Source organism: Bacteroides sp. 214 (genome assembly GCF_010501015.1).
In the GTDB taxonomy this organism is placed as follows: Bacteria; Bacteroidota; Bacteroidia; order Bacteroidales; family Bacteroidaceae; genus Bacteroides.
The window spans coordinates 37,341-52,998 of record NZ_QVML01000003.1 but is presented as its reverse complement, the minus strand read 5'-3'; the positions used below and the strand labels follow the sequence as shown (position 1 = coordinate 52,998).

Sequence of the window (15,658 nt, the reverse complement as noted above, 5' to 3'; positions counted from 1 at the left end):
GCTGACTGTTTTCTTAGTACAAAAACAGTCAGAAATTGGTTATGAAAAACCTGTGAAGGATAAAAGAAGAGGTCTTCACAACCAACTCGCTCACTGCCATTTACTTACAGTGATATGTGAATGTGAAGACCTATTTCGTAAAACTACATTTGGTGTGTATTTCGCCTTATTTCTTCTTCCTCTTTGCCCATCCTTCTTCCGAGAAATCCGGCTCAGGCTCATTGAAGAATTGCTTCCAGTCTTCTTTCTTCTTAGGACCACGAGAAGTTTTGTAGCCTCTTTCTTCACGGCTTGGTTTGCTATTCTTCGGTGGTCTTCCGGTAGAATATTTACCTTGTGGTTTGTTTGAGGGACCTTCTTCTCCGGCTATTTCCACATTGATTTTGCGTCCTTGAAAGTTTTGCTTGTTTAATGCTTTCACTACTGACAGCGCTTGCTTGTTCTCTACTTCAAAGAACGAGAAACTCTTCATCAAGTCTATACGACCTATGCGAACACGTTGCTTGGTATGACGGTTTACTAAATCAATCAATTGAGCTGGCAAGAAACGATCGGCTTTGCCCAAGCTTATAAAAATGCGTGTAAATCCCGGTTCGGCTTTGCGAGGACCTGAATTTTCTCTGCGGTCGCTTCCTCTACGGAGGTCACTCCATTTTTCGCTATTGGAGCTTCTTTCTCTTCCGCCACGAGCATCGGTTACAATTTCTATCTCTTCGCGGTCGCGGTAGTAATCTAAGAAACGGTTAAACTCTAACGATACCATGCGTTTGATAATATCTTCTTTTTCTAACCATTCTAATTTGCGATAAATGGCAGGCATGTAATCAGCTATTTCTTCTTCGCTTACCTTTACCTTTTCTACTTCATCAATTACACGAAGCAATTGCTGCTCGCATATCTGGTGGTTGGTAGGCATTTCTCCTTGCTCAAATTTCTTGCTAATAATGCGTTCAATTTCGCGCAACTTACCTTTTTCGCGCAGGTTGATGATGGCAATGGAAGTTCCTGTTTTGCCTGCTCTACCCGTACGGCCACTACGATGTGTGTAGCTCTCTGTGTCATCTGGTAGTCCATAGTTAATAACATGGGTAAGGTCGTCCACATCGAGTCCACGGGCAGCTACATCGGTAGCAACTAGAATTTGCAGATTGCGGATGCGGAATTTTTGCATCACAGCATCCCGCTGTGCCTGCGATAATTCGCCATGCAATGAGTCGGCGTTGTAGCCATCTTCCATCAATTTATCGGCAATCTCTTGTGTTTCCTTACGGGTGCGACAGAAGATAATACCGTATATCTGTGGATAAAAATCCGCGATACGTTTTAGGGCGGCATATTTATCTTTGGCATGAACAGTATATACCACGTGTTTTACATTGTTGGTACTTTCATTCTTGCGTCCGATGGTTATTTCCTTGGCATTGTTGAGGTAGTTCTTTGCAATACGTGCGATTTCAGGACTCATTGTTGCCGAGAAAAGCAATGTGTTGCGATCCTTAGGTATGTCGGCAAGTATGGCATTGATACTGTCGGTAAAGCCCATGTTGAGCATCTCATCTGCTTCGTCGAGCACTACATTGCTCACGGTGGTAAGTGAAACGGTTTTACGCTCCATCAGGTCGAGTAAACGTCCCGGCGTAGCTACGATAATGTGTACGCCTTTTTTAAGGGAACGTATCTGGCTATCGATAGAGGAACCACCATAAACAGGAAGCACTCTCAGCCCATCTATATATTTGGAGTAATCGTTTAAGTCACCTGCTATCTGCAAGCATAGTTCGCGGGTAGGACAAAGTATTAGTGATTGTGGTACGCGATTATCTACATTCACTTTCTGTATAATAGGTAACCCAAAGGCGGCTGTTTTGCCTGTTCCGGTTTGTGCGAGGGCTACTACATCGTTGTTTTCACCCAATAAATAAGGTATAACCTCCTCTTGCACAGGCATAGGAGCAGCGTAACCCATTTCCTCAATTGCTTTAAGTATTTCCGGGGAAACGCCTAACTCTTCAAAATTCTTCATTAAAATATCTCTCTTATTAAATTCGGCTGCAAATGTACGTATAATGTTTGATTTTCAATCACTTCCGTCCGATTATTCGTTAAAACAGGTAAGAGAAAGTGTATGTGAAGTATATTGCAATATAGGCTTTTATGCGGAGTTTTTTATGTAATTTTGCGCCTTCAAACCAACAATAAACATATGCAAATGGATTGCAACCAATATACACTGCCCAATGGATTGAGAATAATTCATCGCCATAAAAACTCCGAAGTAGCTTACTGCGGTTATGCTATTAATGCCGGAACACGCGATGAAATGGAGCACGAACATGGCATGGCACACTTTGTAGAGCATCTTATTTTTAAGGGAACTGTTAAACGCAAAGCCTGGCACATCCTAAACAGGATGGAGAATGTGGGAGGTGATTTGAATGCATATACAAATAAGGAAGAGACGGTTGTTTACTCCGCTTTTCTTAAAACACATTTTGCGCGAGCTGCAGAATTACTTACCGATATAACGTTTCATTCGGTATTCCCACCTGCCGAAATACAAAAAGAAGTAGAGGTTATCATTGATGAAATACAATCGTATGAGGATAATCCTTCCGAGCTTATTTTTGACGATTTCGAAGACCTCATCTTTCGCAATCATCCGCTTGGGCACAATATTTTGGGAAACCCCAAACTCTTGCGCACATTCAATACGCAAAGCGCCCTTTCTTTTGTAGAACGTTATTATCATCCTACAAATATGATTTTCTTTGTACAAGGTGATTTTAACTTCAAACAAGTAGTACGCACTATAGAGAAGTTGTCGGAACGTATTGCCTACAAAGAAATATCCACCCAACGATCGCTTCCACCCACCTACGTAGCCAAGCAGCTCAATGTGGATAAACAAACGCATCAGGCCCACGTTATGATAGGAAGCCAAGCCTATAACGCGTACGATGATAAACGTACTGCTTTGTATCTGCTTAACAATGTGCTTGGTGGCCCGGGAATGAATAGCCGTTTGAATATTTCGTTGCGTGAACGTCGTGGATTAGTCTACAATGTGGAGTCTAACATTACATCCTATACCGACACAGGGGCTTTCTGTATTTACTTTGGTACAGACCCTGCGAATGTAGATCGTTGCCTGCAGTTAGTATTCAAAGAGTTGAAGCGGTTGCGCGATACAAAAATGTCGCCAGCTCAGTTGGCAGCAGCCAAAAAGCAACTAATCGGGCAGATTGGTGTAGCGTCAGACAATCATGAGAATAACGCGCTTGGTATGGCAAAAACATTTTTGCATTACAACAGATTCGAGTCGTCGGACTCGGTCTTCAAGCGGATAGACGGGCTAACTGCTGACTTGATATGGGAAGTAGCCAACGAAATGTTTTCTGAAGAACATCTATCGGCACTTGTATATAAATAGCTTCCCTTTTTTTGTGAATTTACACTTTAAGCTTAATATTTCCGCGTACCAGTAAATCGGTAATTCCTACAATTAGCAACGAGAATACTGCCGAGCGCAAAAGTCCCATTCCACCGCTTTGGAAAGCGATAGGAGCATAAACGCTGTACCAGATATAGGGAATCATGTAACAGGTTAACGTAGCCGTCCCTGCCGGTTTAATCAAATCAAACCAAGTAGCTTTCTTTTTTATATCGGTTAGCCAATAGATGCCACCAAACAGGGGGAAGAATGCTGCCATACAATAGAAGAACCATGTGGGAGTAGCTTGTATCTTAGAGATAATCCAATGTGGGTGTGATAATAAAGCGGCAAGCAACATAATAACACCCAGTCCACAGAGAATAAGTATAAACTTTGCAGGTTTGTCGGGGTTGGCATATTGTTGCATGAGTAAGGAAACCAGAACACCCGAAAATCCAAATACAATATGAGTAATACCACCGGGGATAAATGAAAGATTGAGTACACCTGCGTATCCTAAAATCATCATTACTATAAAGAGTAGCCATGCTATGGCATTTTTCATTATACTCTCGCGAGTAAAGAGATAAACAGCCGAACATACTACATACGTCCAGCCGATAATACCAAGGATTCCCCACCATTTGGGCGCGAAAGGAGCCCCATTTTTTCCTTGAAAAATAAAGAATAGATAAAGCAACAGAGCAATGCCTACGCCTTTCATAGCCAAGAACAGGTATTTCTTCCAGTTCTCTACACGAGGATAGACCGCCCAAATAAGAAAGAAACCGATAACCATCAATATACAGAACGAATTTCTACTTATTCCAGAAGCAATAGAGTCGATGGAACCGTAGTTTACAGAGAATAATCCCATGGTTATAAGTGCTACCGAACGCCAAAACACATGAAGCGCTACCTGCAATAAATTATCACCTTTCTTTAGTCTGTTTTGGATAGCAAATGAGATAGACATGCCCATACAAAAAAGAAATGCAGGGAAAATAGTGTCTGAGAATCCAAGCATATCTTCATTCATTTCGGCATGTTTTAGCCAATGGGGAATATTCTTTAGACCGGGAATGTCATTAACGAAGAGCATTAAGAACATCGTCAAGGCACGAAATACATCGATTGCCGCAATGCGTTGCAGTGTTAAGTTTCTCATATTTGTTGATTTAGAGGTTTTTGCAAAGATACTGTTTTTATTAACTGTATTCGCGATTTTGCTGTATACTAGAACCTTTAATTTTGCTGGTAACGCAACAAATACGTTAAATATCTCTAATTCCGTAGAATGTTTTGTCCGGTTTTTTGTAAACAATGAAGAAAAACAGGCGATTTTTCGCCTGTAATCAAATGAGTATCAGTGAAATGACATTTGTCCGGCTAGTGTTTGGCCGTTTATTCGTTTTTGTATATAGCTTTGTGAGTAAATAAAAAAATGAAGAATGAAAAACCTGTTTTTGCTATTATTTTCTTTTGTATTACTGCTTCCTATTTCTATTGAAGCAGAAGTGTTAGTAACTGAAGGACGCAAAGCAATTATTTTGATTGCTAAGATTCCTGATAAACCCATTGTTAAATCTGCTCCTGTAGTTTCACAACAGTTTACAGTTGAGTTGATAGACGATGCTGAAATAGCCATAACTGCAGCAACAGCAATTGCTGATGTAACAGTGTCTTTGTATAAAGATGGTTTATTAGTCGACGCATACGTTTTCTCTTTTGATGCGAATGACACGAAGACCATCTTACTAGATGACTATACTGTTGGAGAGTATGTAATAGAGCTGACCCTTCCGTCTGGAGTTTATCTACAAGGTTCATTTACGCTCTAAACAGTAGAATCGTAAGAGTATTCAAACTCTCTTGTAAATTAGAAAAAGGGTTCTCTTAGGTGAAAAATCTGTTCCTTACTTAATTAACAACATATTAATGTCTGTGATAGACAGTTGAAGGTTAGGTTAAGCAAGCGGGAAGTGATATTCAAGTTCACTTCCCGCTTATCTTTTCAACTATTCTACTAACACCAGGTTTAGGGTTTTAGGGTTATCAATAACACCCCATACGGCATTGGGCTCAAAATTCGTAACAGCACCTGTAGTAAACAGGAACGAACGACTTGTGTTATAGTACTGGAAACTAACTTTTCCACTCTCTTCCGAGAATCCTTTAATGGTGAGGTAGTAATAGCGGGTATCGCCTTTCTTTACCAACTCACCTTTTCCACGGCACTCTTCACCTACAAATACGGCGAGTAGGTCACTATCTTGCGCATATTCCAGCAGGTTGGTAGGTAATATAACGATTGCTGTCATAGTAGCGCTAAAATTGATAGATGTGTCAACTTCCCAAATGGGTTTGCTTTGTGTGTGGTCTTCGTCGCTACAGGCGGTTAGTAAGGCGAAGCCGAGCACTAGCATCAATAGGCTATTTAATATCTTTTTCATACTCTTTTGTTTTATCTGTGGGCAGGCAAGCCTGCCCACAGGGTTATTACTTTTTATTTTTTGGTTACTTTATGTGATGAGGCTTTACCATTGATCGTTACAGTTACGATATATTGCGTTCCAGTATGTGCAGTGGCGGCTTCGCTCCAAGTAATCGTGTGTGAACCTGCTTCCATATATTGGCTGCTCCACTGTGTTACAAGTCTTCCGCTGATGTCGTTGATGATAATACCTACTTCCGCACTTTCATTGAGTGTGATACAGATATTCAGATCAGTAACGAATGGATTGGGGTAAAGTGTAACAGCTTGGGCCCTTTCGGTGAAATCAATCAGAATTGGTTGTTCCGGGCTACCAGCCACCTTATTCACGATGTACCCCTCTTTGCTAGTGGCTTGTGCAATGATGTTTCCATTTCTTTCTATGCCAAACGCTATTACACCTGCCTCATCTGAAGCGATATTGAGATAGTTCAAACCATTGTTCGAGCACGTACCAATACCTCTTACCTCACCGTTAATTAGAGCTACCAGCTTGTCTCCTTCACGGAATTCTGTATTCTCATCAACTATAGCAGTCATCGTCATATTGCTTGCATAAGCATAATTTGCATCAGTGATAACCTCTTCATCAGTACGTGTTATTGAACCGATTTGTTGCGGATACCTAAAATTAGTGTCCGAAGCATCATTGCGCAATAACATATACCCCTTACCTGGCTCCATATAGGATAGACTGCCAATCCACGCATATCCGTCAAACATAGCGAATGTGGTTTGTGACTTGATTACATCACCTGATTTGGCATCATAATCGGCCAATGCATCGTCTATTTTCATATTTACGCTTGGCAGGTAGCTAATGTAGTTCCATTTATTCCCCTTTACAGCAACAGGTGTGTTTTTTACATTCACCGTTTCGCCTATAATGCTTAACATTTGGTTGTTGCCGCTATTCAGCATATACATGGATGTATTGTTGAAACCTCCATTGTTGCTCAATGTTCCTGTCCATGTTTTCGACACTGCCGAGTACGAATCAAAGTAGTTTTCGTTTTTCACAATATCGTTGGCTGTCCATGTGGAATTTTGCAACGTGGTTTGTACATCGTTTAACGCGTTGTTGGTTACGTTAAATGATATCCAGTTCCATCCTTTATTCAACTTAATATTCTGGTACACCAGATTGCTGCTATCGAAAATAAGCGGATTCTCTGCTGTTCCATATATTTTTTGATTCTTGAAACTAATTGCTTGTGTAGTTTCCGCACCATAAATAATACCTGTTCCGGCATCCCAAATACGGAATTCTACTTCGGCATCAACCATCTCTTTGTTACCATATACCGTTAGGAAGGCATACCATGTGTTGGTTTTATCTTGATACTTATTGGTTGCTACGCCCACACACTTGCCGTTAATAAAGGCTGCGAATATATCTTCTGCATCCGAAGAGAAGATATTGTTGATACGTAGCTTGCCAAATACAGACATACTGTATTCATAATCTGCTGGGTTTACTGTCCACTCGGGTATTTCACCTTTCACACGAAGATTTACAGGTAGAGCCTCAGATACTCCTTTGCTGTTGAGCATAAATACCATTTCCTGATAGGTACCTACGTTTGTACCCTCGTTCACTGTAAACTTAATCGTTTGTTTAGCCTTTGGGTTTATGCTACCTGTCATTGGTGATGCTGTAAGCCATACCGGTAGATTTTCGAGCGTAAAACGTTCGATGGAACCGCCATTATTTACTACATCGGCAGTGAAAGAGAGTGGTTCATTGCGTTGTTTTGATAGATTGATTTCATCCGTACTCCACTTCAATAGATTGCGGTCAATGTATGCGCTCCAAGTAATGGGCGATACAGTCTCGTTACCAAACATATCCAAAACTTGTTTTACGGAGAAGGTTACGGTAGATTTCTCAATTACATCCATATCTTCATCCAAGTTGATGATTAGGGATTTGTCGCTGATGACATAGCTATATTTCAGATTCTCTACCGGTCCTCTATCCTTAATAGGAGCTGTCTTACTTGTTTCGGTCGCTTTAGTAGCTGTAGATGCTTTCGGTGCTTCGTCCGAAACAGCTTTGTTTTGCAATGTATAGCTAACCGATGTGATGTTGTTTTCTGTTTTATACTCTTCGAACGGATAGTACCCAATCAATCCCATTTCATCGCCATTCAGGCGGCTGTTGTTATTACTGTTTACTAAATCTTCTGTCATGGCTCCATTCCAGAAACGGACTTCATCAATAATTCCAGTGAAATGATTTTGGGTACCGGCAAGTGTCATACCCTCAAGGATGCGTGTTCCACCAATGGTTACTTGGTCTGCACTCATTCCTTCGATACCTTCTATATTGAATTGCTTGATAAGCGCTCCGTCAATGAAAGCTTCCATTCGGCGGGTAACGCGGTTCACACTAATGGCAATGTGGTGCCAGTTGTTGTCGCGCAGGTCTGTTTGTTGCGTATCTTCAATAATTTCTTCGCGTTCGTTACTTCTGAACGTGAGTTTGCCGTTTTCATTGAATCCCAAGAAGAAACGGTTTGTATTGGATAGTGTAGCACCTGCTTGTTGCACTTCGTTACTTACTAAAGTAGCGTTGGTCTGTCCCGGAGCTGCATTGAACCAAAGTTCGATAGTGTAATCCATTTCTTTGGATATCTCTGCCGATGGTATCATAACAATTCCGTCGCCTGCAAATGATATGGCTCTACCCTCCTGTGTGCTCCATTCAGCATACATTGTTGCATTTGCTCCACGTACTTTATCATACACCATATTTCCTTTTCCTTCCAGCATAGGGTAGTAAGCAATCATGCCGCTTTCTAAGCCCGAGTACATTCTTAGCCAATTGATTTTTAAATCACTGGATGTGAGTTGTTTGCCCCACAAACGAACCTCATGTATTTTGCCTTCGAAGAAGTTGGAAGCGGATTTAATGCTGCGACCAAACTCAAAGATTCCATTACCTTCATACTTGCCAACAGCTGCTTTACTCAATACAGTGGTAGCGTTGTAGAAAAGCGATACAGTTTCGTTAGTTGCGTTATACACCATGGCTACGTGCGCCCATTGTGTGCCGGTCTCAAAACTAAGTGTATTGCTGACATGCGTTGTGCCATTCATTTGTACAGTTAGTTTGTCATCGGCAGTAAATCCAAACTCTAATGAATTGTTGATGTTGCCGTGACTGAAGAGTGTGGCTGCTCCTGTGCCTCTTTCGCGGTACACCCACATTTCAATCGTGAGGTCACGATCCACCAAGTTGCGCTCGGCTTCGGTTGCCAGATAATCGTTTATGCCATCGAATGCTACGGATACACCGTGTGTTTTTGTAGATCCGTTCTTAATTCCGGTTACTTGGAAATTATACCTTGATAAAGCACCTTCTTTGATGGTCTCGTTGAAGTCAATACGAATTTCACCCTCTACATCCAATATGCCGTTGGCTGGTTGTGGCGTGCCGAATAATTTAGGACGTTCGGTATCTTTCGTTCCTGTTACGATTTGCGAGAAGGTAGAAATCTCATCTTGCCCGTCTACACAAATACTCACAGCTCTTATCTGATACCTTGAATCGTACCTGTTCATTGGTATGTTGTATTCAATGGTAGACTTCGTTCGGTCGAATTCAGCTTCCATATCCGGATTGTTAATTCTTGTAGGATTAGTAAAATAGGTTTGTACAGCAAACCATTCCGATTCGTCTTCTTGTTTCATCTGTATTTCAATGCGATCCAAAGATTGGTTGTTTACATCGAAACCATCGAGCACTACTGGCAACTGATACACATCGTCTTTTTTCGGTGATTTAGTGTTTACAATGAAGTTCTCTAATGGTGTCTTGATGTTAACATCCGAACAAGACGGTATAAAGTAGGCTGATAAGCTGATCGTATCGGCAATGTTTTCCACAAAATCAGTTGGGTCGTACTGGCAGATGGAACGCAGGATTAACTGTACGTTTTCATAACGCATTGAGTCGGCTCCTACACGGAATTCCAAAGTCTTCACTAATTGTTCGCCAAACGGTACGAGGAAGGCACGACCCGAACTGGTCAATGCTTGTCCATCGATAGATAACTTGGCACCATATGGATTACTACCATCCAATACGGCAAGTGTGAAATAGTTATCTTCTTTCGCCTCCGACTGATTCTCCAAATATAACGTGAATACAGCAGGACGTGATTGAGGAACATTCACAACTGATGTGAGGTTTGAACTCAATACCGGAACTTCCAACTGTACAGTGGCTTGATCTAAGACAGTGCCCGGTTGGTAATACTTGGTATAGCGTACCGGCTCGTACGGACACGATGTTACCCCGCCGCGTGTGCGGTATACAAATGGTCCTTTCGCAAAATCGGTTAGACCCGTTGCATCTTTTTCATAAAGATTTTCAGATTCCTCGTAAAGAACGTCTACCGTGAGATAGTCATCATCTCCGTTCTCGGCAAGTACGAATCCCTCTTTACGAGTATTCTCCGTTGCGTTTGAGGTAGAGGAAGCGCCTTGCTCAAAGCCTCCTTCTCTGAATGTTGTTTTGAAACCTACGCCATTAAATGTAGCACCTAGCTCTAATATGGCACTGGCTCCTACAAAATAGTCGTATTCGTAGGTTGTTTCGGTTTCGAACGAGTACTCTTCCGAGTATTCAACTAACGAACCGGCATGGAAGCTGTAATTTTGATGCATCTTGGTGGCTCTGAGTTTAGAGCGTTCGTTTTGTGCCAACAAGTTGTACCAGTTCTGTATTGAAGAACAAATCTGGAAGATGGTATCATTTTGTTGCGCTTTTGGCATTTGTTCCGGATAATAGATGCGATAGCTTGGCCCATCTTGCTTTATGACTGTTTTATTGGCATTGCTGAATGCTTCTTCATCATTATTGCTTTTCCCGAAGTTTTCATCTTCACGAGATAAGTACGAAACATATACGGTTTCACCATTGTCGTTAGCATATTTCTGTGCAACATCTGGTGTCCATTGCGTTCCATACTGCAGGTAACTGTTTTTCAAATCTACCAATTCGGGAATCAGTCGGTTCTCTATATGTACTTGTGGATAAGCAAACATTGTTTTGAACTGTACATCCGAGTTGTAAGAAGAACGGCGAATTAGTTTATAATTGTCGGCTTCCATAACCAAATCATCGGTAGAAGTCATCTCGTACGATTTGTCTACAATAATGTACGCATCGCACATTCCATATACAATATTGGTGGAGTTACCAATCAACACGTCGCCGTCACGTCCTACGTAGAGCGGGTCGCTACTGGTTTCAAAACGTGTTGTCAGAGTTGTTCTCTTGGTGGTCGTTTCTCCGTCATACGAAGATTGTTCGTGCTCTACAATACCACCTACGCTATTGTCTGTCTTTATCTCTGTAATTGTCATAAAGAACGGTGTGCCTGCCGCTGATTTAAATTCGGGGCTTATCACTGCACGTATATCTTCTTCGCCGGTTTGTTTTACGCCATGCTTACTGGTAGAGGTAGAAGTAATAACGGTACCCTTTTCCAGATATGCGTAGCTGTTGCTTCCCGGTGGGTCGCGCAGTACGGTAATTAATTGTTTAGGACCTTCGGTTACAAAATCGCTTCCTTTGGACTTTGAGCCAATGGTATAGGCATTCATCATTTCTTTACCCTCAAACGTCCAAGAGCTTTTCTCATTGTTGGTAAGTTTTATTTGAGCAGAAAATGAGTTCGTAGCCGAACTACCCATGTCGGGAACGCCTGCAACAAACGAGTAGAAAGCATGACCTTTTGAGTTGAGACGGATAGATATTTCTGTGCTTTCTGTCGCAATCTTATTGATAACAACCAGCGAACCATCTACGCAAGGTACTCTGTCCTCATCTTTGATGTCTAAACTGCCATTATATCTATATACTTCCGAAGCTGTGGCAACATAGTTGTATTGATGTCCTTGCAGGAATACAGGAATACTACCATTGTTGTCGCTAAACAAATATTTGTCGTTTGCATAAATAGGAACAGTGTATGCGTCGCCAAACAGATTGGTGAACTCTATCTCTTCTTCGCCGAAGTATTTTGTCCTACTTCCTTTCTTATTGACCTGATAGAAATCAATCTCCATTGGTACACGTTTGATGAATTGTTCTTTATAGTGGTATTTCACCGTATCGCTATATGCTTCATTATTGACGGAATCCATATATTCGTATACTTCATCCATTTCTACAATGCAGTTCTGTAAATTAAGAGTAGGTGTTGAAGTCGATTCTTTCAGGATATTGTTTTCATGTCCTAGTGCCGAAACCGATTCAATTTTAAACCTATGAGGAATAAGATCTACAAAGAACTCACCAGTTCCCTCGTCAGGATAGATGTAGATAGCCTTTTCTTCATACTCTATTTTTGTTTTCTTCGGTGTTTCGTTCTTCTTGTTAGATGGTAAGAGATGCTCTATAAATGTTGATTTCGGAATGTTATCCGGATCAAATTTATCGCCATCAATGAATGCTAACTTTATAACCAAATTATCTCCTAGATTGTTTGTCGAGAGAGAATGCCCTACTTTGAAAGACTCTTCTACCGCCCCACCTGCTACACGACCAATGAATCGAACCTTGGTTATGTCCCATATTTCAATACCACTTCTGTGGTCTTGGTAGTTGATGTCTTTCCCCTCAAACTGTATCAAACCATCGTTATTGAACGTATGCCCATCCTTTATTGCCTGCACGGTGTGCACACCTACGGGTACCTCAATATTGAATTCTCCCTTTGTGTTGCTTTGTGCCATACCACCTTTACCGTCGCTCACGTAAGTTCCATCTATTTTAAAAGTAACTCCCTGTACAGGAATGTTTGTGTTTTCGTAACAGATTTCACCCGATACATTGAAAGATGATTTGTTGGTAAAATTGGCTTCTACAGTTTGTTCGCTATCGCTTAGGTTGCGCAGACGATACTCGGGGTCAAATTGATGCGTACCTTTCCAGGGGATAACTTTATATTGGGTACCATTTCCTTCGTAAGGAACTCCGTTTATGTAGTAGTCACCCGAGTTGTCGGTAATACCTTTCAGTCCCAGATTTTCGGGAACTTTGGAGGAACGGGTGTCGGTAGTACCTCCTTTAATTATACCGTGATTTTCGTTATACTTGGTGCGTTTGTACGAAATGTCATAGAATTCGTTTGCCATTGTTTCATCAAAACGATAGTAAGCGATGATATCTGTTTCGTTCCCAACGATAAGGCGGCTGTAATCTCTCTTGATTTCGTCAAATTCGAGCGCGCGATTCCATATACGAACTTCATCCAAGTAACCAATAAATTTGTTTCTGGTCTCGTTACTTCCCAAATAAAGCGTATCTAGTGTAGCAACGGGGGTAACTCCGCTCTTTATCTCTTCTACAAGTGGAATCGTATCTAAATAGATCTTCAGCGTTTGTTCTTTCTTAATAGCCGATATATGTATAAACTCATTTTTTACGTACTTGTACGGAGCGCTAACTGTTGCCGTTCCCGCAGTGAAATAGAGGTCTCCGCTGTTGTTGAATCCAACTTCATACTGTCCTGCTTTACTGAACAGAACCATACTGGTAGGCTTCGTTGCGCTTTCCGACATCGCCCAAGTTTGGAAAGTAAAGTTGTCGTTAGAGAGGCTGCTCATCTCGGGCACTTGCAAAACAGTACTGTTTGTTAGTTTTATACTTTTGCCTAAATCCAGTTCGGAGTTGAGACGAATCTCTACATTGCCTACAGGCTGCCCACTTGAGAAGGTTACGCGACCATAAATATTTCCAGTGGGTGTGCGGAAGCCAATAGCCTTTTTCTCTGGCGTTTTAAGCATGACATTGTTACAGTTAGCAGTTCCTATAATACTATAGGTATAATAAACGCCGGCTATGCCTTTGTCGTCGTCAAAACTATAAGTTTCGCTTAGTGTTGCCGATACAGTACCAATCTGTTTGCCTTCTGTTTCGCCATACTCCATGCGTTTGATGATAAATTCGTTAAACGAACCTATTGCTGTCCACTCTAATGTAACGCGGTCGGAAAAATAGCCTTTGGAAGCTTTAAACTCCTGAATATTGCCAATATCCTCAACAATAGCACTTCCTGAGATATTAATAGCTGTTTGCGTTTCGAAGAATGTTAGACCTGGCTTCACAAAAATCTGATAAGTGTATTCGTTGCATGCCGTTAAAGCCTGATCTGTATATGTGCCGCTGTTGAACTGGGTTTCGGTCAACTCTATATCGAGCGAATTCTTTGTCGTTACATTATATTTTCTGATAATAAGTTTAGAACCGGAACTCCAATAGTTTTTGTTGGCGGTCCATGTAATGACTACTTCTGACCTTTCTTTATCAACAACCAGCTTAGGACTTGAAACGGTTGCGTGTTTGGCAACACTAATGCCTGTAACTGTTCCGCTAGAATAAAAGTTATTATCCCAGTTGCTTGTGCTCCATGATGTAGGAAGTGTACGTCTGATGCGATAATGGAAAGTTCCGTTATTTGACAAACCGGCTATCGTATCACTTAAGGTGTAACTTGTTTTATTTGCAACAAAAGGAACTGTATAATCTTTTACTTCTTGATTAAAAAGAGAGTTGGTAGCGCGTTGCACATGGAAATCTCCTCCAAGGGCTTTCGAAACAAACTTGTTTGAGTTCGAGTGAGTGGAAGTATCTACTGTCCAGCTTAGGGTAATTATTCCGGATGTTTGATTATAGCTACCATTGATACCTTTTGCTTGATTGTATGCCGGAATTATAGCATTGCATGAGTATTTCTCTATATACAGCGGACTATATCTTTCTTCTACATCTTGTCGCCAGTAGTACCTGATAGTCTTGGTTTTATCTTTATCCGTATTTGAATCATCTAGAGTAACCTCAAATTTACTACTTATAGCTCCATTAGGGTAGGTCATTTTTTCATAATTATTATTTCCATCCCATTTAGCATAGGCAAGTGCATAAGCTGAATAAGTATCTTTTTCAATTCCTGTAATCTTTCCTGTTAAGTTCATCTTTTTTGAAGATGAAAATTCCCATGTCGATGTAAAAGTAGGAGTTGTTGAAACTGTTGGGATATACAATTTGCGTGTACTTGGGAATGCATACTCAACTCCTTCTCGTTGGTTGCGGATTGTTATCCCAGCATTTGTATCTGTTTCTTTGGTAGTAATCCATAACTTAAAGGTGCAGTTTTCTTCTGTACTGGGATAGACTCTTACTTGCATCATTGTGTATAGATAACCGCTTTGGGGTGTAGATACTATTTCATACTCGGCAAATGTACTCGTATTAGTTAGTCTAGCACTTGTGCCGTTTTTTGTAATTATCGAAATCCTTCCTGCTCCGGCTGATGTGGGCCTCACTTTTACCATCACAGTCTTATGTCCATCTGTTTTCCCATGACCATCTTCGACATAGAATTCGAAGAATTTGGTCGCATTCACTGTTAAATAGGGATAGTCTTTATTACTTTGTTTTGCTACCCAACTTTGGTTATTATCGTCCTCATAAACCGGGATGGACAGTGTTATATAACCTTCTTGATTTACTTCCGAGGGATAAGTAAACACGGGCATAGTGACTTTCCCTGTTTCATATAGTGTAATTGCCCTCACCTGTTGAGTCCCCCCCAACATACAAATTGTTGCTATTACCAGAAGCAACCATCGCTTCTTTATGTTCGTCGCTCGGCAACCTCTAGTTAACCGTTCGATCATTGCGTAATTCTTTTTCATGATTATCTTGTTTTATA

6 protein-coding genes are annotated in these 15,658 nt (G+C 41.1%); 2 read left to right on the top strand and 4 right to left on the bottom strand.

The window, feature by feature from the left end:
* Window positions 1–166: 166 nt before the first annotated feature.
* Window positions 167–2,023, bottom strand: coding sequence for a DEAD/DEAH box helicase (locus tag D0T50_RS04125; RefSeq protein ID WP_163222240.1), 1,857 nt, complete (start codon window positions 2,021–2,023; stop codon window positions 167–169).
* Window positions 2,024–2,209: 186 nt separating this feature from the next.
* Between D0T50_RS04125 and D0T50_RS04120 the strand changes: the two genes are divergently transcribed.
* Window positions 2,210–3,430: a pitrilysin family protein gene (locus tag D0T50_RS04120; protein WP_163222239.1), complete on the top strand. Its 1,221-nt coding sequence runs from the start codon at window positions 2,210–2,212 to the stop codon at window positions 3,428–3,430.
* 19 nt (window positions 3,431–3,449) lie between these two features.
* Here D0T50_RS04120 and D0T50_RS04115 read toward each other — a convergent pair whose 3' ends face one another.
* Window positions 3,450–4,601, bottom strand: a complete 1,152-nt coding sequence (locus D0T50_RS04115) for a DUF5009 domain-containing protein (protein ID WP_163222238.1) — start codon at window positions 4,599–4,601, stop codon at window positions 3,450–3,452.
* Between the two features lie 283 nt (window positions 4,602–4,884).
* On the opposite strand from D0T50_RS04115, the gene D0T50_RS04110 reads away from it, so the two are divergent.
* Window positions 4,885–5,274: a DUF3244 domain-containing protein gene (locus D0T50_RS04110; protein WP_163222237.1), complete on the top strand. Its 390-nt coding sequence runs from the start codon at window positions 4,885–4,887 to the stop codon at window positions 5,272–5,274.
* 177 nt (window positions 5,275–5,451) lie between these two features.
* Here D0T50_RS04110 and D0T50_RS04105 read toward each other — a convergent pair whose 3' ends face one another.
* Together D0T50_RS04105 and D0T50_RS04100 are read right to left on the bottom strand one after the other, a co-directional pair.
* Entirely contained in the window at window positions 5,452–5,886 is a 435-nt protein-coding gene (locus tag D0T50_RS04105) for a hypothetical protein (protein ID WP_163222236.1), read from the bottom strand.
* 53 nt (window positions 5,887–5,939) lie between these two features.
* A complete protein-coding gene (locus tag D0T50_RS04100; protein WP_163222235.1) occupies window positions 5,940–15,641 on the bottom strand; it encodes a LamG-like jellyroll fold domain-containing protein in 9,702 nt (3,233 codons plus the stop codon).
* Between the last annotated feature and the right edge of the window lie 17 nt (window positions 15,642–15,658).